Raw genomic sequence first — 21,110 nt, forward strand, 5'->3', positions numbered from 1 at the left:
GAGTGGCCAGGCCTTTTTCGTCAAACGCATTGCCCGGGCAGGGCGTCCGGAATCCGGTCATCGCTCTCCGGTACGTGTGTTAACGGTCCGTTTCGCGGGTGTCTGTCTGTGCTCAGTTTGTCCGGATTTCGGTATCTGGGGCCTTGGTGATGTTGTCAAAACGAGACCACTTAAGTGTGGTTTACAGCCCGGGCGTACTTAATAGTTGGCTCCATTGAGCTCGGGTCAATGGGTCACGCACTGTGGGGAGTGCCGACTCACGAGCACACTCGGGGTACCGGGGGATCAACGCCGTCAGGGGTGTCGGCAGGTCTCGAAGTGCCCTTCTTGTAGTGACAAGTGGACTCATGAGGAGGAAACCCATGCGCGGTGCCAAGAGCGCCAAGTGGGTAGCGGGCGCGATCATCGTCGCCCTGGCTGCGACCGCCTGTGGCGGGGGCAAGGACGACAAGGGCACGGACGCCGGGGGCAAGGTCGACCCGAACGGCATCTTCTCCATCGAGGTCGGTGAGCCGGAGAAGCCGCTGCTCACCGGTGACACGATGGAGTCCAACGGCTCGATCGTCATGGCCGGTCTGTTCTCGACGCTCGTCGACTACAAGGCCGACGGCTCGCTCGAGATGATCAACGCCGAGTCGGTCACCACCACCGACTCGAAGCTGTGGACCGTCAAGCTCAAGAAGGGCTGGAAGTTCCACGACGGCACCCCGGTCACCGCCAAGTCCTTCGTGGACGCGTGGAACTGGAACGCCAACGTCGAGAACGCCCAGGGCCTCGCCTCCTGGTACGCGGACATCGCGGGCTTCGAGAAGGTCCACCCCGAGGCGGAGGGCGCCAAGCCCACCTCGAAGACCCTCGACGGTCTGAAGGTCGTCGACGAGAGCACCTTCACCATCGAGCTCGCGAAGCCGGTTCCGTACTTCGCCCACAAGCTCGCCTACATCTCCTTCGCGCCGCTCCCGGAGTCCTTCTTCAAGGACCCGAAGGCCGGCGGCGAGAAGCCGGTCGGCAACGGTCCCTACAAGTTCAAGAGCTGGGACCACAAGAAGCAGATCGAGATCGTCCGTTACGACGACTACCAGGGCCCGAACAAGGCGAAGAACGGCGGTGTGGTCTTCAAGAACTACACCACCCTCGAGGCCGCCTACGAGGACCTGAAGTCGGGCAACGTCGACGTCCTGCGTCAGATCGCCCCGAAGGACCTGCCGGTCTACCGCCAGGACCTCGGCGACCGCGCCGTGGACCAGCCGTACTCCTCGATCCAGACGCTGGCCATCGCCTTCTACGCCGACCAGTGGAAGAAGCCGAAGGCTGTCGACCCGAAGGTCATCCAGGGTCTGTCGATGGCGATCGACCGCGCCACGATCACCAAGACGGTGCTCAACGGCACCCGCGAGCCCGCCACCGGCTGGGTCGCCAAGGGCGTGCTCGGCTACCAGCCGAACGCGGTCGAGGTCACCAAGTTCGACCCGGCGAAGGCCAAGGAGCTCATCGCGGCCGGCGGTGGCGTCCCGAACAACAAGATCTCCATCCAGTTCAACGCCGATGGCGGCCACAAGGAGTGGGTGGACGCGGTCTGCAACTCCATCACCCAGGCCACCAACGTCGAGTGTGTCGGCGACAGCAAGCCGGACTTCCAGGCCGACCTGACGGCTCGTAAGAACCAGCAGGTCAAGTCCCTGTACCGCTCCGGCTGGGTGCTGGACTACCCGGTGAACGCCAACTTCATCTCGGACCTGTTCCGCACGGGTGCGGGCGGCAACCAGGGCGGCTTCTCCAACAAGGAGCTGGACGCCAAGATCGCCAAGGCCGACTCCGCCAAGACCCTTGAGGAGTCCGTCAAGGAGTACCAGGCGATCGAGAAGGACCTGGTGAACTACATGCCGTCCATCCCGCTCTGGTACTACAAGGTCAACGCGGGCTTCTCGGAGAAGGTTTCCGGCGTCGCCTACGGCCAGGACGGCGACCCGATCCTGACCGGCGTCGAGGTCAAGCAGAAGTAATCACCCGAGCGTAGTCCGCATGCCGTCACGGGACTGACGGATCGTCAGTCCCGTGTGCGGTGCCTTACGCAGTGGCTGGGGGGCCCTTCCGCGGCATCACGCTGTCCGAATCCGGGCAGCCATGTCGTGGGAGGGCCCGTCGGCTGCGGCCGTCACATCTCAACGGAGGCATGATGGGGCGCTATGTCGCACGACGACTGCTCCAGATGATCCCGGTCTTCTTCGGGACAACCCTGCTGATCTTCCTCATGGTCTACAGCCTGCCCGGCGACCCCGTGGCCGGCCTGTTCGGCGACAAGGGCGCCAGCCCTTCGACCATCGAGGCGATCAGACACAAGCTCGGTCTGGACCAGCCACTGTGGAAGCAGTACTGGGATTACATGAGCGGCATCATCCTGCACTTCGACTTCGGGACGCAGATCCGCAACGATCGCCCCGTGACCGAAGTCCTGGGCGACGCGTTCCCGGTGACGCTCCAGCTGGCCGCCATGGCCTTCGTGTTCGAGCTCATCTTCGGCATCGGCCTCGGCATCATCGCCGGCCTCCGTGCCGGCCGCCTCGCGGACAACGCCGTTCTCCTCTTCACCCTGCTGATCATCTCGATCCCGGTCTTCGTCCTGGGCTTCTTCATCAAGATGATCTTCGCGGACAACCTGGGGTGGATCGCGCCGAACGTCAGCAACGAGAACCTGTGGTCCGAGATGATCGCGCCGGCCGTGGTGCTCGGTGGTCTCTCACTCGCCTACGTGGCCCGGCTGACCCGCACCTCCATGGCGGAGAACCTGCGCGCCGACTACATGCGTACGGCGATCGCGAAGGGCCTCCCGAAGCGCCGCGTCATCGGTGTCCACCTCATGCGCAACTCGATGATCCCGGTCGTCACCTTCCTCGGTACCGACATCGGCGCCCTCATGGGCGGCGCGATCGTCACCGAGCGCATCTTCAACGTGAAGGGCGTCGGTGGCCTGATCGCCGAGTCGATCACCCGGCGCGAGGGCACGACCCTGGTCGGCCTCGTCACCGTCCTGGTGCTCGTCTACCTGATCACCAGCCTGCTCATCGACCTGCTGTACGCGGTCCTGGACCCGAGGATCCGGTATGCCTGACGTGACCAAGACCGCCGCCGCCGTCGACGACACCGTCGCACCCCCCTCGGTGACGGAGCCGAAGGAAGCGCCGAAGCAGGACAAGGCCCGCTCCCTCTGGGGCGACGCCTGGGCGGACCTCCGCCGCAACCCGTACTTCCTCGTCTCGTCGGTGCTGATCGCCTTCCTGCTGCTGATCGCCGCCTGGCCCACCCTCTTCACGAGCGCCTCGCCCACCGCGGGTGACCTGGTGAAGCACTTCCTGGGCAAGCCGGAGCTGGGGAACATCGGTTCCGAGGGCTGGTTCGGCTACGACCAGCAGGGCCGTTCCGTCTACGCCCGCCTGATCCACGGCACGCGCGCCTCGATCATCGTCGGCATCTGCGTCACCGCCATCGTCACCGTCCTCGGCGGCCTGATGGGCATGATCGCCGGTTACTTCGGCGGCGTCTGGGACGCGGTCCTCTCCCGGATCACCGACATCTTCTTCGGCATCCCGTTCCTGCTCGGCGCCATGGTCGTCCTGCAGTCCTTCACCGAGCGCACGGTCTGGGTCGTCGTCGGCGCCCTCGCCTTCCTCGGCTGGACCCAGATGGCCCGCGTCATGCGCGGTGCCGTGATCACGGTCAAGCAGGCCGACTACGTGCACGCGGCCAAGGCCCTCGGCGCCGGCACCACGCGGATCCTCTTCCGCCACATCCTGCCGAACGCCATGGCGCCGCTGATCGTCGTCGCCACCATCGCCCTCGGCGGCTACATCTCGGCCGAGGCGACCCTGTCCTACCTGGGTCTCGGCCTCGCCGCCCCGACCGTCTCCTGGGGTGTCGACGTCTCCACCGCGGTCGACCAGATCCGCGTCGCTCCGCACGTGCTGCTCTGGCCGTCGATCATGCTGAGCATCACCGTCCTGGCGTTCATCATGCTCGGCGAAGCCGTTCGCAACGCCCTCGACCCCAAGCTGCGCTGAGGAGGGCGTAAAACGTGAGCACCATGAACAAGACCGCGTCCGTCCCGACGCCGCGCGAGAGCGCCGAGCACAACGGGCCGCTGCTCGAAGTCAAGGACCTGCACGTCGAGTTCCACACCCGTGACGGTGTGGCGAAGGCGGTCAACGGCGTCAACTACTCGGTGAGCGCCGGCGAGACCCTCGCCGTCCTCGGCGAGTCCGGCTCCGGCAAGTCCGTCACCGCCCAGGCCATCATGGGCATCCTCGACATGCCGCCCGGCCGGATCCCCAAGGGCGAGATCCTCTTCCGCGGCGAGGACATGCTCAAGATGGGGGAGGAGGAGCGCCGGAAGATCCGCGGCCGCAAGATCGCGATGATCTTCCAGGACGCGCTCTCCTCGCTGAACCCGGTCCTCACCGTCGGGTACCAGCTCGGCGAGATGTTCCGCGTCCACCAGGGCATGTCCAAGAAGGAAGCCAAGCTCAAGGCCATCGAGCTGATGGACAAGGTCAAGATCCCCGCCGCCAAGGCGCGGGTCGGCGACTACCCCCACCAGTTCTCCGGCGGTATGCGCCAGCGCATCATGATCGCCATGGCGCTCGCCCTGGAGCCGGACCTCATCATCGCCGACGAGCCGACCACGGCCCTCGACGTGACGGTCCAGGCCCAGGTCATGGACCTCCTCGCGGAGCTCCAGCGCGAGTACAACATGGGCCTGATCCTGATCACCCACGACCTCGGCGTCGTCGCCGACGTCGCGGACAAGATCGCCGTGATGTACGCCGGGCGGATCGTCGAGCAGGCGCCCGTCCACGAGCTGTACGCGCGCCCCGCGCACCCGTACACCCGGGGTCTGCTCGACTCGATCCCGCGCCTGGACCAGAAGGGCCAGGAGCTGTACGCGATCAAGGGCCTGCCGCCCAACCTGCTCAAGGTCCCCACGGGCTGCGCCTTCAACCCGCGCTGCCCCAAGGCCACCGACCTCTGCCGTACGGAGATCCCGGCCCTGGTGCCGGTCACCGAGCAGGACGGCGCCGATCTGCCGGGCCGCAAGAGCGCCTGCCACTTCTGGAAGGAGACGATCCATGGCTGACCTCAGCAAGAACGACGAGGCCGTGGCCGCCGCCCTGGACGTCCCCGTCCAGCGTGGGGAGCCGATCCTCCAGGTGCGCAACCTGCAGAAGCACTTCCCGCTGACGCAGGGCATCCTCTTCAAGAAGCAGGTCGGTGCGGTCAAGGCCGTGGACGGGGTCTCCTTCGACCTCTACCAGGGCGAGACCCTCGGCATCGTGGGCGAGTCCGGCTGCGGCAAGTCCACGGTCGCCAAGCTCCTGATGAACCTGGAGCGGGCCACCGCGGGCGAGGTCTTCTACAAGGGCCAGGACATCACCAAGCTGTCCGGCCGCGCCCTGAAGGCCGTCCGCCGGAACATCCAGATGGTGTTCCAGGACCCGTACACCTCGCTGAACCCGCGCATGACGGTCGGCGACATCATCGGCGAGACCTTCGACATCCACCCCGAGGTGGCCCCGAAGGGCGAGCGGCGCCGCAAGGTGCAGGAGCTCCTCGACGTCGTCGGTCTGAACCCGGAGTACATCAACCGGTACCCGCACCAGTTCTCCGGCGGTCAGCGCCAGCGCATCGGCATCGCCCGCGGCCTCGCGCTCAACCCGGAGATCATCATCTGCGACGAGCCGGTCTCGGCCCTGGACGTCTCCGTCCAGGCGCAGGTCATCAACCTGATGGAGAAGCTCCAGGACGAGTTCAACCTGTCCTACATCTTCATCGCGCACGACCTGTCGATCGTCCGGCACATCTCGGACCGCGTGGGCGTCATGTACCTCGGCAAGCTCGCCGAGATCGGTACGGACTCGGAGATCTACGACCACCCGACGCACCCGTACACCCAGGCGCTGCTCTCCGCGGTGCCGGTGCCGGACCCGCAGGCCCGTGCCAACCGCGACCGGATCATCCTCACGGGCGACGTGCCCTCGCCGGCGAACCCGCCGTCGGGCTGCCGCTTCCGCACCCGGTGCTGGAAGGCCCAGGAGAAGTGCTCCACCGAGGTGCCGGTCCTGGCGATCCCGGAGCGCTTCCGCGGCCAGGACACCCTCGCGGCCCACGAGTCGGCGTGCCACTTCGCCGAGGAGCGGGACGTCGTCCACGCGGGCTGACCGACCGTGACAGCCTGAAGGACGGACCCGAAGGACCAGGGCCCCTCGCACCCCCGCCGGGTGCGGGGGGCCCTTCCGCGTCCTCGCGCCCGGTCGCGTACTCCCTTGGGCGCCATGAAAGTGCACAACCGTCAATATCGGGTGATATTGAGCCCTAAGTCATGCTTAGGACAATCGGGAGGCACTCCATGCGCGGAGCCACGCACGCCAAGTGGGCCGCACTGGCCACCGCCGTCGCCCTCGCGGCGACCGCCTGCGGCGGCGGTGACGACAGTGGCGGCGGCGGAGGGGCCGACGGCGTCGTGAGCTCCTCCTGGGGCGACCCGCAGAACCCGCTGGAACCGGCGAACACCAACGAGGTCCAGGGCGGCAAGGTCCTGTCGATGATCTTCCGCGGGCTCAAGCAGTACGACCCGAAGACCGGTGAGGCCAAGGACTGGCTCGCCGAGAAGATCGAGACGACCGACTCGACCAACTTCACCATCACCGTCAAGGACGGCTGGACCTTCTCCAACGGCGAGAAGGTCACCGCCCAGTCCTTCGTCGACGCCTGGAACTACGGCGCCCACCTCAAGAACAACCAGAAGAACGCCTTCTTCTTCGGCCAGATCGAGGGCTACGACCAGGTCCACCCCGAGAAGGGCGAGGCCACCGCCGAGACCATGTCCGGCCTCAAGGTCACCGGCCCGCAGACCTTCACGGTGAAGCTCTCCCAGAAGTTCTCGACCTGGCCGGACACCCTCGGCTACGCGGCCTTCGCGCCGCTCCCCAAGGCCTTCTTCGACGACCACGACGCCTGGCTGTCGAAGCCCGTGGGCAACGGCCCGTACACCATCGACTCGTACTCCAAGGGCTCCCAGATGGAGCTCAAGCGCTGGGACGACTACCCCGGTGCGGACAAGGCCCAGAACGGCGGCATCACCCTCAAGGTCTACACGGACAACAACACCGCGTACACCGACCTGATCGCCGGCAACCTCGACCTCGTCGACGACGTCCCCGCCGCCCAGCTCAAGAACGTCTCCGCCGACCTCGGCGACCGGTACATCAACGTCCCGGCCGGCATCATCCAGACCCTCTCCTTCCCGTTCTACGACGACGCGTGGAACAAGCCGGGCCAGGAGAAGCTCCGTCAGGGCCTGTCGATGGCCATCGACCGCGAGCAGATCACCGAGACGATCTTCCAGAAGACCCGTACCCCCGCCGTCGACTGGACCTCCCCGGTCCTCGGCGAGGAGGGCGGCTTCAAGGACGTCTGCGGCGACTTCTGCAAGTACGACGCCGCCGAGGCGAAGAAGCTGGTCGCCGAGGGCGGCGGCATCCCCGGCGGCACCATGAAGATCTCGTACAACGCCGACACCGGCTCCCACAAGGAGTGGGTGGACGCCGTCTGCAACTCCATCAACCGGGCGCTGGGCAACAACACGGCCTGCGTCGGCAACCCGATCGGCACCTTCGCCGACTACCGCACCCAGGTCACCACCCAGAAGATGACCGGGCCCTTCCGGGCCGGCTGGCAGATGGACTACCCGCTGATCCAGAACTTCCTGCAGCCGCTGTACTACACCAACGCCTCGTCCAACGACGGCCAGTACACCAGCGAGGAGTTCGACAAGCTCGTGGACCAGGCCAACGCCGAGTCCGACATCCCGAAGGCCGTCGGGCTCTTCCAGCAGGCGGAGGAGGTCCTCCGCGACGACATGGGAGCCATCCCGCTCTGGTACCAGAACGGCAGCGCCGGCTACTCCGACCGGGTCGAGAACGTCACCCTCAACCCGTTCAGCGTCCCGGTGTACGACCAGATCAAGGTCAAGTGACGTCGTCGTAGGCCGGTGGCGCACGGCCCGGCACGCGGACCCCCGCGCCGGGCCGTACGTCTTCCCCCTCCCTGGAGGTTCCCGTGGGTCGATACGTGATCCGGCGGCTGCTGCAGATGATCCCGGTCTTCTTCGGCGCCACGCTGTTGATCTTCCTGATGGTGAACGTGATGGGCGATCCCATCGCCGGACTCTGCGGCGACCGCGCCTGCGACCCGGCGACGGCCGCCCGACTGAGGCAGGAGTTCGGCCTCGACAAGCCCGTCTGGCAGCAATACCTGACCTACATGGGCAACGTCTTCACCGGCGACTTCGGCACCGCCTTCAACGGGCAGCCGGTCACCGAACTGATGGCCTCCGCCTTCCCGGTCACCATCCGGCTCACCATCGTCGCCATCCTCTTCGAGATCGTCATCGGCATCAGCCTCGGCGTCCTCACCGGCCTCAAGCGCGGCCGCCCCATCGACACCACCGTCCTGCTGCTGACCCTGGTCGTCCTCTCCGTCCCCACCTTCGTCACCGGCCTGCTCGTCCAGCTGCTGCTCGGCGTGAAGTGGGGCTGGATCGACCCCGCCGTCTCGCCCGCCGCCACCTTCGACGAGCTGATCGTCCCCGGCCTGGTTCTCGCCTCGGTCTCGCTCGCGTACGTCACCCGGCTCACCCGCACCTCGATCGCCGAGAACAAGCGCGCCGACTACGTCCGCACCGCCGTCGCCAAGGGCCTCCCGCGCCGCCGGGTCATCAGCCGCCACCTGCTGCGCAACAGCCTCATCCCGGTGGTCACCTTCATCGGCGCCGACGTCGGCGCGCTCATGGGCGGCGCCATCGTCACCGAACGGATCTTCAACATCCACGGCGTCGGCTACCAGCTCTACCAGGGCATCATCCGGCAGAACACCCAGACCGTGGTCGGCTTCGTGACGATCCTGGTCCTGATCTTCCTGCTCGCCAACCTCCTGGTGGACCTCCTGTACGCCGTCCTTGACCCGAGGATTCGCTATGCCTGAGCCGCTCGAACCGCTGGAAGAGGGTCGCGCGATCGCCGCGACCGGCGCCGGGGGAGCCACCGACCTCGCCATGGACGAGGCCGAGAGCCTGGAGAAGAACCCGGCAGGCCCCCAGGGCACCGGACCGGACAACAAGCCCCGCTCCCTCTGGTCCGACGCCTGGCACGACCTGCGCCGCAACCCGATCTTCATCATCTCCGGCCTGATCATCCTCTTCCTGGTGATCATCGCGATCTGGCCGTCCCTGATCGCCTCCGGCGACCCCCTCGACTGCGACCTCTCCAAGGCGCAGGAGGGCTCCCAGCCCGGCCACCCCTTCGGCTTCAACGGGCAGGGCTGCGACGTCTACACCCGCACCGTCTACGGAGCCAGGGCCTCCATCCAGGTCGGCGTCTTCGCCACCCTCGGCGTGACCCTCCTCGGTGCCACGCTCGGCGGCCTCGCCGGCTTCTTCGGCGGCGCCTGGGACGGCGTCCTCTCCCGGATCACCGACATCTTCTTCGCCATCCCCGTCGTCCTCGGCGGCCTGGTCCTGCTCTCCGTCGTCAGCAACAACACCGTCTGGCCCGTCATCGGCTTCATGGTGCTGCTCGGCTGGCCGCAGCTCTCCCGGATCGCCCGCGGCTCGGTGATCACCGCCAAGCAGAACGACTACGTGCAGGCCGCCCGCGCGCTCGGCGCCTCCAACTCCCGGATGCTGCTCCGGCACATCACGCCCAACGCCCTCGCGCCCGTCATCGTCGTCGCGACCATCGCCCTCGGCACCTACATCGCCCTGGAGGCGACCCTGTCCTTCCTCGGCGTCGGCCTGAAACCGCCGACGGTCTCCTGGGGCATCGACATCTCCTCGGCCTCGCCGTACGTCCGCAACGCGCCGCACATGCTGCTCTGGCCCTCCGGCGCGCTCGCGATCACGGTGCTCGCCTTCATCATGCTCGGCGACGCCGTCCGCGACGCCCTCGACCCGAAGCTGAGGTAGGCACCCATGCTGCTCGAAGTGCGCGACCTGCACGTGGAGTTCCACACCCGCGACGGGATCGCCAAGGCGGTCAACGGCGTGAACTACTCCGTCGACTCGGGGGAGACCCTCGCCGTCCTCGGCGAGTCGGGCTCCGGCAAGTCCGTCACCGCCCAGGCCGTCATGGGCATCCTCGACGTGCCCCCCGGGAAGATCACCGGCGGCGAGATCCTCTTCCAGGGCCAGGACCTGCTGAAGCTCAAGGAGGAGGAGCGCAGGAAGGTCCGCGGCGCCAAGATGGCGATGATCTTCCAGGACGCGCTCTCCTCGCTCAACCCCGTCCTCAGCGTCGGCGAACAGCTCGGCGAGATGTTCGTCGTCCACAAGGGGATGAGCAAGAAGGACGCCCGCGCCCAGGCCGTCGAGCTGATGGACCGGGTCCGCATCCCCGCCGCCAAGGAACGCGTCGGCCAGTACCCGCACCAGTTCTCCGGCGGCATGCGCCAGCGCATCATGATCGCCATGGCGCTCGCCCTCGAACCCGAGCTGATCATCGCCGACGAGCCCACCACCGCCCTCGACGTCACCGTCCAGGCCCAGGTCATGGACCTGCTCGCCGAGCTCCAGCGCGAGTACAACATGGGGCTCATCCTCATCACCCACGACCTCGGCGTCGTCGCCGACGTCGCCGACAACATCGCCGTCATGTACGCCGGCCGGATCGTCGAGAAGGCCCCCGTCCACGAGATCTACAAGGCGCCCGCCCACCCCTACACCCGAGGCCTCCTCGACTCCATCCCGCGCCTGGACCAGAAGGGCCAGGAGCTGTACGCGATCAAGGGCCTGCCGCCCAACCTGCTCGCCATCCCGCCCGGCTGCGCCTTCAACCCGCGCTGCCCGATGGCCCAGGACGTCTGCCGCACCGACGTGCCCCCGCTGTACGAGGTCACCGAGTCGCCCGCCCCGCGGTCCAGCGCCTGCCACTTCTGGAAGGAGTGCCTCCATGGCTGAGGCGATTCTCGAGGTCCGGGACCTGCACAAGCACTACCCGCTGACCCAGGGCATCCTCTTCAAGAAGCAGGTCGGCGCGGTCAGGGCCGTCGACGGCGTCGACTTCGACCTCGCCGCCGGCGAGACCCTCGGCATCGTCGGCGAGTCCGGCTGCGGCAAGTCGACGGTCGCGAAGATGCTGGTCAACCTGGAGAAGCCGACCTCCGGCTCGATCAAGTACAAGGGCGAGGACCTCACCAAGCTCTCCCCGCGCGCCCTCAAGGCCGTCCGCCGCAACATCCAGATGGTCTTCCAGGACCCCTACACCTCGCTCAACCCGCGGATGACGGTCGGCGACATCATCGGCGAGCCGTACGAGATCCACCCCGAGGTCGCGCCGAAGGGGGACCGGCGCCGCAAGGTCCAGGACCTGCTCGACGTCGTCGGCCTCAACCCCGAGTACATCAACCGCTATCCGCACCAGTTCTCCGGCGGCCAGCGGCAGCGCATCGGCATCGCCCGCGGCCTCGCCCTCCAGCCCGAGATCATCGTCGCCGACGAGCCGGTCTCCGCCCTCGACGTCTCCGTCCAGGCGCAGGTCGTCAACCTGCTCGACCGGCTCCAGTCCGAGTTCTCCCTGTCGTACGTCTTCATCGCCCACGACCTGTCGATCGTGCGGCACATCTCGGACCGGGTCGGCGTCATGTACCTCGGCCGGATCGTGGAGATCGGCACCGACTCCCAGATCTACGACCACCCCACCCACCCCTACACCCAGGCGCTGCTCTCCGCGGTGCCCGTCCCCGACCCCGAGGCGCGCGTCCACCGCGAGCGGATCATCCTCACCGGCGACGTGCCCTCCCCGGCCAACATCCCCTCCGGCTGCCGCTTCCGCACCCGCTGCTGGAAGGCGCGGGAGCGGTGCGAGCTGGAGGTCCCGCTCCTCGCCGTCCCGGCCGTCTTCCGCCTCACCGACAGCCCCGCCAAGCACGACTCCGCCTGCCACTTCGCCGAGGAGAAGCAGGTCGTCCCGCCGGAGGAGTCCCTCCCCCACCCGGACCCCCTGGAGGAGGGCCCGGCCCCGGCGGAGGCGGCCCGGGAGGCCGCGGAGCACCCCGGAAGCCCTGAGGGTCCGGGACCCGAGGGTCCGGGACCGGGTCCGGAGGAGCCTCCGGAGGAGCCGGGCAGCCCGAAGACGCTCTAGCGACGGGCCCCTTAACACCTCGGCAATCACCGAGTATCGAATCCGATATGCGAATACTGGATCCTGTCGGACATGCGGCCCGTGCGGGTGCCGTCGACCGGCGGGGGCTCCCCGGAGCCCCCGCCGGAACACCGTTCCGCCGAACCGCTTGTACCGGCCGCCCCTGACCGTGAGTATCGGCCCCGTGACAGTGACACGACCGGCACGTCTCACCGGCGCGGCGCTCGCCGCCGTGCTCGCGCTCGTCCCCTTCGTCTGGATCCTGCGCGACCTCGCCGCCCTCGGCTCGCCCGAGGACCTGTTCCGGTACTGGACCGGAGACCGCTTCGTGCTCGGCCGCGCCCGGTCGGCCACCACCCTGCTCGACCCGCTGCTCTGCCTCGCCGCCGCCGGCACCGCCCTCGCGGCCCTCCGCTCCCGGCACGCCGCCGCCGCGCTCGCCGCCACCGGCACCGTCACCCTCGCCGTACGCCTCCCCGGCCTCTGGACGCACGGCACCGGCCCCCTCGTCACCGCCCTCGCCGAACTCGCCCTCGGCGCCGGGCTCCTCGCCACCGCCCTCGCCGGCCGCCGCCCGGCCACCGGCCCCGACGAGCCGGTCCCCACCCGGCCCCGCCCCGGACCGGCCGCCGCCGCCGGCGTCCTGCTCGCCGTCGCCGCCCTCGTCCTGCTCGCCCGGGAGATCGACCGGACCGCCGGGCTCGGCCCCCGCCTCGCCGTCGACCGCTTCACCGGCGGCCGCTCCGTCCTCGGCGCCGCCCTCGGCGTCCCGCCCGGCTGGCTCGCCGCCGTCCTCGTCGCCCTCCATCTGACGGCCGCCGTCTCCGCCTTCGCCGCGGCCCGGCACACCCGCCCCCTCGGCCTCCTCGCCGGCGGCCTCCTCCTCGGCACCGGCCTCGCCGAACTCGCCCGCCTCGTCCGGCTCCACCTCCACCCCGACGTCGTGTACGTCCGGGCACCCGCACTCGACGTCCCCGCCCTCGCCACCGCCCTCTACGGCGCGCTCGCCGGGGCCGCCGTCCTCGCCCTCCTGGCCGGGCGCGGCGCCCCCGACGCCGCACCCGCCCTCCGGATCCCGGCGGCGACCCCGCCGCCGCCCTACCCGCGCCCGCCCGGCTGGTGACCGGCGAAACCGCCCAGGGACCGCTTCAGGAAGTCGCACTGGAGCAGCAGCAGGTTCTCCGCCACCTGCTCCTGCGGGGTCATGTGCGTCACCCCCGACAGCGGCAGCACCTCGTGCGGGCGGCCCGCCGCGAGCAGCGCCGACGACAGCCGCAGCGCGTGCGCCACCACCACGTTGTCGTCCGCGAGGCCGTGCACGATCATCATCGGCCGGACCGGCTCCCGGGGGGCCGACAGCCCGTCGTCGGTGAGCAGCGACTGCGCCGCGTACACCTCGGGCTCCGCCTCCGGGGTGCCCAGGTACCGCTCGGTGTAGTGGGTGTCGTACAGCCGCCAGTCCGTCACCGGCGCCCCCACCACCGCCGCGTGGAAGACGTCGGGCCGCCGCAGCACCGCGAGCCCCGCCAGATAGCCGCCGAACGACCAGCCCCGCACCGCCACCCGGTCCAGGTCCAGCGGGAACCGCTCCGCGAGCGCCCGCACCGCCGCCACCTGGTCCTCCAGCGTCACCGTGAAGTCCCGCAGCACCGCCTTCTCCCACGCGGGGGAGCGCCACGGCGTCCCCCGGCCGTCCGCCACCACCACCGCGAAGCCCTGCTCGGCGAACCACCGGGACGTCAGGTGCGCGTTGTGCGCGGCCACCACGCGGGGCCCGTGCGGGCCGCCGTACGGATCCATTAGCACCGGCAGCGGCCCGTGCCCCTCCTCGTACCAGGACGGCAGCAGCACCGCGCAGGGGATCCGCCGCTCGCCCGCCTCCGTGAGCACCGGCCTGGCCCGCAGCGGCGGTTCGGCCGCGTACGAACCCACCACCGCCACCGGCCGCCCCGCGCGCAGCACCCGCGCCACCGAGCCCGGCGCGTCCGGCCGGGAGGAGACCAGCACGGTCACCGCGCCGCCGCGCACCGCCCCGTGCCAGCCGACCCCCTCCGAGACCCGCTCCACGCCCGCCGACGACACCCGGTACACATGTGCCTCGCCCGTCTCCGGGGCCTCGGCCGCCTCGCCCGCCGACGCCGACACCAGCACGTCGTCCTCGCCCACGTCGAGCACCGCCCGCACGTGCAGCGAGGCGTCCGTGAGCAGCTCCCCGCCCACCGACAGCGCCCGCGCCCCGCTCTCGTCGCCGATCCGCACCAGCCTCCCGTCCGGCGACCAGCACGGCACCCCGGGGAGCAGCTCCAGCCAGGCCGGGTCCTCGTCCTCCCGCACGGTCGTCGTCGCGCCGGAGGCGGTGTCCACCGCGAGCACCCGCTGGCGCCGCTGGTCGCGTGCCTGCACGAGCAGCAGGGGCGCGCCGGCCGACGACCAGTGCACGCGCGCGAGGTACGGGAACCGCTCCCGGTCCCACACCACCTCGGTACGGGAGCCGTCGAGGCCGTGGCGGAAGAGCCGCACCTCCGCGTCGGGCGTCCCCGCCGCCGGGTACGCCACCCGCTGCGGCTCCCGGTCCGGGTGCGCCGGGTCCGCGATGTACCACCGGCGCACCTCGCGGTCGTCCGCGCGGGCCACCAGGAGCGCGTCCGACTCCGGAGACCACCAGAATCCGCGGTCCCGTCCCATTTCCTCCGAGGCGATGAATTCGGCCAATCCGTAGGTGGTGGTCCCGTCCTCCGGAACCGCGAGTTCCCGATCGCCGGAACCATCCGCTCCGACCACCCGCAACGCCCCGCCCGACACATAGGCCACCAGGCGCCCGTCCGGCGACGGCCGCGGGTCGATCACCGGGCCCGGCACCGGCAGCTCCCGCGCCGTCCCGGCCCGCAGCTCGGCCGCGAACAGCCGCCCGGACAGCGCGAACGCCGCCAGCTCCACCGCCGCGTCCACCGCGTAGCCGACGATCCCCGCCGAGCCCTCGCGGCTGCGCTCGCGCCGCGCACGCTCCTCGGCCGACAGTTCCTCCTCGGCCCCCGCGAGCAGCGCGGACGGCTCCGCGACGACTCGTTCCACCGGCTTCCCGCCGTCCGCCGGCAGGTCGAGCACCATCAGGGCGTGCGTCCGGTCCGTGCCCGAGCCGGAGCGGACGAAGACGACCCGCTCCCCGTCCGGGGAGACCGAGAAACCGCGCGGCACCCCGAGCGTGAACCGCTGGGTCCGGGCGTGCAGGCGCGGGAAGGAGAGCCCCACGGGTGGGGCGGCAGAGTGCTGCTGAGACAAGGTCATACGGCCGAAAGTAGCGCTGTACGCCCCCTCGCGCGCCTGTACGCCGATCAATGCGCGGGTACGGATAGTTATGATCCGTAGCGCTTGGTGGGTACCCCTTCGTGGGTATGCACTCGCGCGGGGTCGCCGGGCACATGCCCGAGGACCGTGGCAACCGCGCGAAGCACGGGAACCACCCGTACGCACCACTCGCACCACCCGTACGCAACCGCACGCACGAACCGCTCGAACAACCGACCGAAGGTGGAGGTGAACCGCCGTGGCACTCTCGCTCTCGATCTCCGTGGTGGTGCTGCTGGCGATCGTCGTCTTCCTGCTGATCCGGAAATCCGGACTCAAAGCCGGTCACGCGGTGGTCTGTGCGCTCCTGGGCTTCTACCTCGCCAGCTCCTCCCTCTCCGACTCCATCACCACCCTCACCACCAACGTGGCGAGCATGATCGCGGGGCTCAAGTTCTGACCCGTGCGGTCCGCGGCGGCCCCGCCTCGTAGGCTGGGGCCATGACCGATCTCCCCGCCCGTCGTCTGCTCCTCGTGCACGCGCACCCGGACGACGAGTCGATCAACAACGGCGCCACCATGGCCAGGTACGCGGCCGAAGGCGCCCTGGTCACCCTGGTCACCTGCACCCTGGGCGAGGAGGGCGAGGTCATCCCGCCCGGGCTCGCCCACCTGGCCCCCGACCGCGAGGACCGCCTCGGCCCCCACCGCGTCGGCGAACTCGCCGCCGCCATGGCCGCCCTCGGCGTCACCGACCACCGCTTCCTCGGCGGCGAGGGCCGCTTCCGCGACTCCGGCATGATGGGCGTCCCCCAGAACGAGCGCGCGAACGCCTTCTGGAACACGGACGTGGACACCGCCGCCGCCCACCTCGTCGAGGTGGTCCGCGAGACCCGCCCCCAGGTCCTCGTCACCTACGACCCCGACGGCGGCTACGGCCACCCGGACCACATCCAGGCCCACCGCGTCGCCATGCGCGCCGCCGACCTCGCCGCGGACCCCGCGTACCGCCCCGACCTCGGCCCGGCCCACACCATCGCCAAGATCTACTGGAACCGGGTGCCCCGCCCCGTCGCCGAGGCCGGCTTCGCCCGCCTGGCCGCCGAGGGCTCCGCCTTCCCGAAGGACGCCGTCGTCGACGACGTCCCCGGAGTCGTCGACGAGGACCGGATCACCGCCGAGATCACCGGCGGCGACCTCGCCGCGGGACACTCGTACGCGGCCCGCAAGAGCGCCGCCATGGCCGCCCACGCCACCCAGGTCGCCGTCGACGGCCCCTGGTTCGCCCTCTCCAACGACCTCGGCCAGCCCCTCCTCACCACCGAGTACTACGAACTCGTCCGCGGCACCCGCGGCGCCCCGGCCGGCGAGCGCGAGACCGACCTCTTCGCGGGCCTCCCCGCCGAGGGCCCTTCCGCCGAGGGCCCTTCCGGCGCCGGGGAGGTGGCGGGCCGATGAACACCCCCGCCGTCCGGTACGCCGCGTACGCCGGCCTCCTCGTCCTCGGGGCCCTCGTCGGCACCGCCGGCGCCCTCGTCCAGGCCGCCTGGCTGCCCCTCGGGCTGTTCCTCGCCCTCCTCGCCACCGCCGCCCTCTTCTACGGCGGCATGCGCGCCACCGGCAACCAGCTCGGGCTCGCCGCGACGGGCGGCGGCTGGCTCCTCGCCGTCATCGTGCTCAGCCTCGGCCGCCCCGAGGGCGACGGGCTCTTCGGCGGCGGCCTCGGCGAGCTGGTCTTCCTCTTCGGCGGCATGGGCGCCGCTGTGATCTGCGCCACCGTCAGCAGGCTGCCGCAGAGCACCCCGTAGACCCTTCGGGGAACCCCCTGTGAGCAGCGGGACTTCGCACCGGGCGGATAACCTGCGGCACCGGACAGTATGGTGGTGCGCGCCGCCGAACCGCCCGGGACAGTACGAGCATCAGCAAGAGCGGGCGGCGGAGCCAACCGGGAGATCCTGCTTTGAGTCGTGAAACTGGTCGAGAGACCGACAGTTCGTCCACCGGCGCCCAGGGGCGCGGCGGGGCAGCCTACCCGTCGGGAACCCAGCCCTATGGATCCCGCGAGTACCCGTCGCTCCACCCGACGCAGGACGCGCAGGGGGACACCTCCGCCGCGTCCGCGCCGCCGGAGGAGCCGAAGACCGAGACCACCCTGACGACCCGGATCCGCATCAACATTCCGGGTTCGCGGCCGATCCCGCCCGTCGTGGTCCGCAAGCCCGTCGCGGACGCCGAAGCCGCCGCCCCGGCCGAGCCGGAGCGGCCCGCCCCGGTCCCCGAGCCCGAGCCCGCCCCGGCCCCCGCGCCGGCCGCGCCCGAGCCGCCGCAGGCCGCCGCCGAGGCGCCCAAGGGCAAGGAGACCAGCGACTGGTTCGCCCCCCGCAAGAACGCGGGCCCGGCACCCGCCGCCCCCACGGGCGCCCCGGCGACGAACGCCCCGAAGGCCCCCGGCGGCCCGCAGACGTCCGGCACCGGCTTCGCGGGCTCCGCGACCGCCGGAGTGCCCACGGTCGGCAGCACGCCCTCCAGCCGCCCCGTCAGCAACCCGCTGTACGACACCGGCACCCTCCCCGGCTACGAGGGCACCCCCGCCGCGGGCGTCCCCCTCTACGACGGCCCCCTTCCCGACGGCACCCCGGCCGACGGCACGCCCCGCTACGACGGCCAGCCCACCGGCCCCACCACGGGCCCCGCCTCCGGCGTCGCCGACCTCGGCGCCGGCCAGGCCCCGCGCCCGCCGATGCCGCAGCGCCCCGGCGCCCCGCGCCCCGGTGCCCCCCGGCCGGGCGGCCCCCTCGCGGGCGCCCCGAAGGCCGGCGGCCCGCTCGCCGGCGGCCCCGGTGCCGGCGTGCCGCGGCTGTCGGACGACACCGCGATCCTGACGCCGCAGCAGCTCGGCAACGTGCGCGGCCAGGGCGGTCCCGGCGGCCAGGGCGGCCCCGACGGCGGCGGCCGGATCTCCGGCGACACCCTCACCAGCGGCATCCCGGTCGTCCCCCCGGGCGGCGGCCGCCCCGACGCGAACCCGCGCGACGAAGGGCACCGGGCACCCGCCCCGGCGCCCCGGCGGCAGCAGCCCGCGCCGGGCACCACCCCCGTACCGAAGCCCGCCCCGGCCCCGGCCAAGAAGGGCCGCTCCAAGCTGGTCCTCGCCGCCGTCGGCGTCGTCGGCATCGCGGGCGTCGCCTACGGCGCCGGGCTCCTCCTCAACCACTCCGACGTCCCCAAGGGCACCACCGTCCTCGGCGTCGACATCGGCGGCGGCACGAAGGAGGAGGCCGTCGCCAAGCTGGAGGCCAGCCTCGGCAAGCGCGCCGCGACCCCGCTCCAGCTCACCGTCGGCGGCAAGAAGATCCAGCTCGCCCCCGACAAGGCCGGCCTCGCCCTGGACAGCCAGGAGACCGTCCGGGGCGCCGCGGGCAGCGACTACAACCCCGTCTCGGTGATCGGCTCCCTCTTCGGCGGCGAGCGGGTCGCCAAACCGGTCTTCCCGGTCGACGACGAGAAGCTCGCCGTCGCCCTGCGGGACCTCGGGGGCTCCTCGTCGTCGGCGACCGAGGCGACGATCCTCTTCGCCCCGAACAAGGTCACCGCCGTCGAGGGCAAGCCCGGCCAGGGCCTCGACGTCCAGCGTTCGATGATCTCGGTCAAGGACGCTTTCCGCGCCCAGGTCGAGACCGGCGTGAACAAGGTCGTCGCACTCCCGGTCAGCGTCCGCAAGCCCACCGTGACCAAGGCCGAACTGGACCGGGCGATGAAGGAGTTCGCCGAGCCCGCCATGTCCGGCCGGATCACCATCCGGGCCGGCGGCAAGTCCATCGACTTCGGCCCGGCCATCTCGCTGCCGCAGATCCTCTCCATGAAGGCCGTCGACGGCCACCTGGTCGAGGTCTACGACAAGAAGGCGATCACCCGCCTCCTCGAAGGCACCTTCAAGGGCGTCATGGTCACCAAGGGCGACGGCTCGAAGCACGAGGTCTCCGCCGACGACGTCGCCTTCGTCATGCGCGACGCGCTCCGGGGCAAGAGCAAGGCGGAGCGCACCGCCACGATCGACCTCTCGGGCAACGGCTGACCCCCGGCGCGAGGCCCGCGCGCACGGCCCCCGTCCTCGGGTGAGGACGGGGGCCGTCTCACGCGCGGCACGCGCCCCTCACCCGGCGACCAGCACGGCGGACAGCGCGAGCGCCCCGGGCAGCGCCTGCGCGAACAGGATCCGCCGGTTGGCGGTGGCGGCCCCGTAGACCCCCGCGACGACGACGCACGACAGGAAGTACACCTGCACCCGGAACCCGGTGGGATCGTCCGCGATCAGCCCCCACACGAGTCCGGCGGCGAGGAACCCGTTGTAGAGCCCCTGATTGGCGGCCATGGCGGCGGTCTCCCGGGCGAGCCGCGCGTCGAACCCGGAGAACCGCCGCCCGGTCTCCTTCTCCCACAGGAACATCTCCATGACGAGGATATAGAGGTGGAGCAGCGCGATCAGGGCGACGAGGATGTCGGCGGTCAAGGGCATGCCCCCATGGTGAACGCGGGAGCGGCACCGGGGTGAGCACGACGCGCGCCGCGGGCGAGGTCTCACCCGGGCCCCGTGGAAACCGGATTGTCCCGCCCCGCGTGCCTCTCCTAGACTCGGGCACCTGGGAGCGGGGTCGTAGCACAGAGGTAATGCACCGCGATGCCATCTCGGAGGACGCCGGTTCGAATCCGGTCGCCCCGCTCCCTCTCCGCGGCGCCGGCCCGTACCCTCGCCGCATGATCGAGACAGACCTCTCCGACGTCGAAGTCGCCGCCCTCGCCGCCCGGGTGGGCGCCGGAGTCGTACGGGACGCGTACGGCCGGGAGCTCGAACGGGTCGACAAGGGGGCGGGGGACTTCGCCACCGCCGCCGACCTCGCGGCCGAGCGGGCCATCCTCGACGTGCTGCGCGCCGTCCGGCCCGAGGACGGGGTCGTCGGCGAGGAGCACGGCGAGCAGGGGCCGCGGAACGCCCGGCGCCAGTGGTTCGTGGATCCGCTCTGCGGGACGCTCAACTACGCCGTCGGGAACAAGCTCGTCGCCGTCAACGTGGCCCTGCGCGGCGGGGCCGCGGCCGTGGCCGACCCCTTCGCGGGCGAGGACGGCGAGGTGTTCCGTACCGACGGGAAGACCGCCTGGGGCGAGGACGGCGCCGTCCTGGCACCCACCGCCGCCACCGGGCTCGTCGACGTGAACCTCGACCCGCCGTTCCCCTCCGCGCCCGGCTTCCGGGCCGTCGAGCTGCTCGCGCACCCGGACTTCGTCGCCGGATTCCGGCCCCGGGTCGTGTCGACCTCGCTCGCGCTCGCCTGGGTGGCGGCCGGGAAGCGGGCCGCGTACGTCACCGACGGCGGCGACCTCGCCGACAGCGTCCACTTCGCCGCCGGCATCGCCCTCTGCCGCGCGGCCGGCTGCGTCGTCACCGGCCTCGACGGCACCCCGGTGGGGGAGGGCCCCGCCCGTGGCCTCGTGGCCGCCGCCGACGCCGGGACCCACGCCCGCCTCATGGCGATGATCCGGGGGACGGCCTAGTAGTGCTTCGTTAGGTCTGCTGTCCGTGAGGTTGCGAATGGTGCCTAGGATGCGGGCCATGGTGATCATCGACGTAGCTTCAGTCGCAAG

The 21,110-nt window shown here is 70.8% G+C and carries 18 protein-coding genes and 1 tRNA gene; 17 read left to right on the forward strand and 2 right to left on the reverse strand.

The features are described 5' to 3' along the window. Positions 1-362: 362 nt before the first annotated feature. From AB0E19_RS34740 to AB0E19_RS34790, 11 genes are all read left to right on the forward strand, one after another. Positions 363-2,003: an ABC transporter substrate-binding protein gene (locus AB0E19_RS34740; RefSeq protein ID WP_362187848.1), complete on the forward strand. Its 1,641-nt coding sequence runs from the start codon at positions 363-365 to the stop codon at positions 2,001-2,003. 173 nt (positions 2,004-2,176) lie between these two features. Beyond that, entirely contained in the window at positions 2,177-3,109 is a 933-nt protein-coding gene (locus tag AB0E19_RS34745) for an ABC transporter permease (RefSeq protein WP_360606120.1), read from the forward strand. Further along, positions 3,102-4,055: an ABC transporter permease gene (locus tag AB0E19_RS34750; protein WP_360605910.1), complete on the forward strand. Its 954-nt coding sequence runs from the start codon at positions 3,102-3,104 to the stop codon at positions 4,053-4,055. The genes AB0E19_RS34745 and AB0E19_RS34750 overlap by 8 nt, the downstream gene beginning before the upstream one ends. Before the next feature lie 14 nt (positions 4,056-4,069). Beyond that, complete coding sequence (locus tag AB0E19_RS34755; protein WP_362187853.1) at positions 4,070-5,128, forward strand: ABC transporter ATP-binding protein; 1,059 nt, start codon at positions 4,070-4,072, stop codon at positions 5,126-5,128. After that, positions 5,121-6,209, forward strand: coding sequence for a dipeptide ABC transporter ATP-binding protein (locus AB0E19_RS34760; protein WP_362187857.1), 1,089 nt, complete (start codon positions 5,121-5,123; stop codon positions 6,207-6,209). The genes AB0E19_RS34755 and AB0E19_RS34760 overlap by 8 nt, the downstream gene beginning before the upstream one ends. A 188-nt stretch (positions 6,210-6,397) precedes the next feature. After that, positions 6,398-8,026, forward strand: coding sequence for an ABC transporter substrate-binding protein (locus tag AB0E19_RS34765; RefSeq protein WP_362187860.1), 1,629 nt, complete (start codon positions 6,398-6,400; stop codon positions 8,024-8,026). Positions 8,027-8,109: 83 nt separating this feature from the next. Continuing rightward, positions 8,110-9,033 carry an ABC transporter permease gene (locus AB0E19_RS34770; RefSeq protein ID WP_362187863.1) on the forward strand — a complete coding sequence of 308 codons (924 nt, stop codon included), beginning with the start codon at positions 8,110-8,112 and terminating at the stop codon, positions 9,031-9,033. Further along, a complete protein-coding gene (locus AB0E19_RS34775; protein WP_362187866.1) occupies positions 9,026-10,012 on the forward strand; it encodes an ABC transporter permease in 987 nt (328 codons plus the stop codon). The genes AB0E19_RS34770 and AB0E19_RS34775 overlap by 8 nt, the downstream gene beginning before the upstream one ends. Positions 10,013-10,018: 6 nt before the next feature. Beyond that, positions 10,019-11,002, forward strand: coding sequence for an ABC transporter ATP-binding protein (locus tag AB0E19_RS34780; protein ID WP_362187869.1), 984 nt, complete (start codon positions 10,019-10,021; stop codon positions 11,000-11,002). Then, entirely contained in the window at positions 10,995-12,185 is a 1,191-nt protein-coding gene (locus AB0E19_RS34785) for a dipeptide ABC transporter ATP-binding protein (RefSeq protein ID WP_362187872.1), read from the forward strand. The genes AB0E19_RS34780 and AB0E19_RS34785 overlap by 8 nt, the downstream gene beginning before the upstream one ends. Positions 12,186-12,369: 184 nt before the next feature. Next, on the forward strand, positions 12,370-13,308 hold the full coding sequence (locus tag AB0E19_RS34790; protein ID WP_362187875.1) for a hypothetical protein: 939 nt from the start codon (positions 12,370-12,372) through the stop codon (positions 13,306-13,308). Here AB0E19_RS34790 and AB0E19_RS34795 read toward each other — a convergent pair. Then, positions 13,284-15,470: a prolyl oligopeptidase family serine peptidase gene (locus tag AB0E19_RS34795; RefSeq protein WP_362187878.1), complete on the reverse strand. Its 2,187-nt coding sequence runs from the start codon at positions 15,468-15,470 to the stop codon at positions 13,284-13,286. The genes AB0E19_RS34790 and AB0E19_RS34795 overlap by 25 nt on opposite strands. A 259-nt stretch (positions 15,471-15,729) precedes the next feature. Here AB0E19_RS34795 and AB0E19_RS34800 point away from each other — a divergent pair, with 259 nt between their 5' ends. The 4 genes from AB0E19_RS34800 to AB0E19_RS34815 all read left to right on the forward strand — a co-directional run bounded on the left by AB0E19_RS34800 (position 15,730) and on the right by AB0E19_RS34815 (position 19,545). Next, complete coding sequence (locus AB0E19_RS34800) at positions 15,730-15,930, forward strand: hypothetical protein (protein ID WP_169087190.1); 201 nt, start codon at positions 15,730-15,732, stop codon at positions 15,928-15,930. Positions 15,931-15,971: 41 nt separating this feature from the next. Then, positions 15,972-16,928, forward strand: coding sequence for an N-acetyl-1-D-myo-inositol-2-amino-2-deoxy-alpha-D-glucopyranoside deacetylase (gene mshB / locus AB0E19_RS34805; protein ID WP_362187882.1), 957 nt, complete (start codon positions 15,972-15,974; stop codon positions 16,926-16,928). Beyond that, positions 16,925-17,278: a DUF6113 family protein gene (locus tag AB0E19_RS34810; RefSeq protein ID WP_362187885.1), complete on the forward strand. Its 354-nt coding sequence runs from the start codon at positions 16,925-16,927 to the stop codon at positions 17,276-17,278. Before mshB ends, AB0E19_RS34810 begins: the two co-directional genes overlap by 4 nt. A 152-nt stretch (positions 17,279-17,430) precedes the next feature. After that, positions 17,431-19,545: a hypothetical protein gene (locus AB0E19_RS34815; protein ID WP_362187888.1), complete on the forward strand. Its 2,115-nt coding sequence runs from the start codon at positions 17,431-17,433 to the stop codon at positions 19,543-19,545. Between the two features lie 78 nt (positions 19,546-19,623). On the opposite strand, the gene AB0E19_RS34820 is transcribed toward AB0E19_RS34815, so the two are convergent. Next, on the reverse strand, positions 19,624-19,986 hold the full coding sequence (locus AB0E19_RS34820) for a DUF1304 domain-containing protein (RefSeq protein ID WP_362187891.1): 363 nt from the start codon (positions 19,984-19,986) through the stop codon (positions 19,624-19,626). Positions 19,987-20,116: 130 nt separating this feature from the next. On the opposite strand from AB0E19_RS34820, the gene AB0E19_RS34825 reads away from it, so the two are divergent. Both AB0E19_RS34825 and AB0E19_RS34830 read left to right on the forward strand, forming a co-directional pair. Further along, positions 20,117-20,191, forward strand: a tRNA-Gly gene (locus AB0E19_RS34825). A 34-nt stretch (positions 20,192-20,225) separates the two neighbouring features. Next, positions 20,226-21,020 carry an inositol monophosphatase family protein gene (locus AB0E19_RS34830; protein WP_362187894.1) on the forward strand — a complete coding sequence of 265 codons (795 nt, stop codon included), beginning with the start codon at positions 20,226-20,228 and terminating at the stop codon, positions 21,018-21,020. Positions 21,021-21,110: the final 90 nt, after the last annotated feature.

This window comes from Streptomyces sp. NPDC047974 (genome assembly GCF_040653375.1).
Taxonomy (GTDB): Bacteria; Actinomycetota; Actinomycetes; order Streptomycetales; family Streptomycetaceae; genus Streptomyces.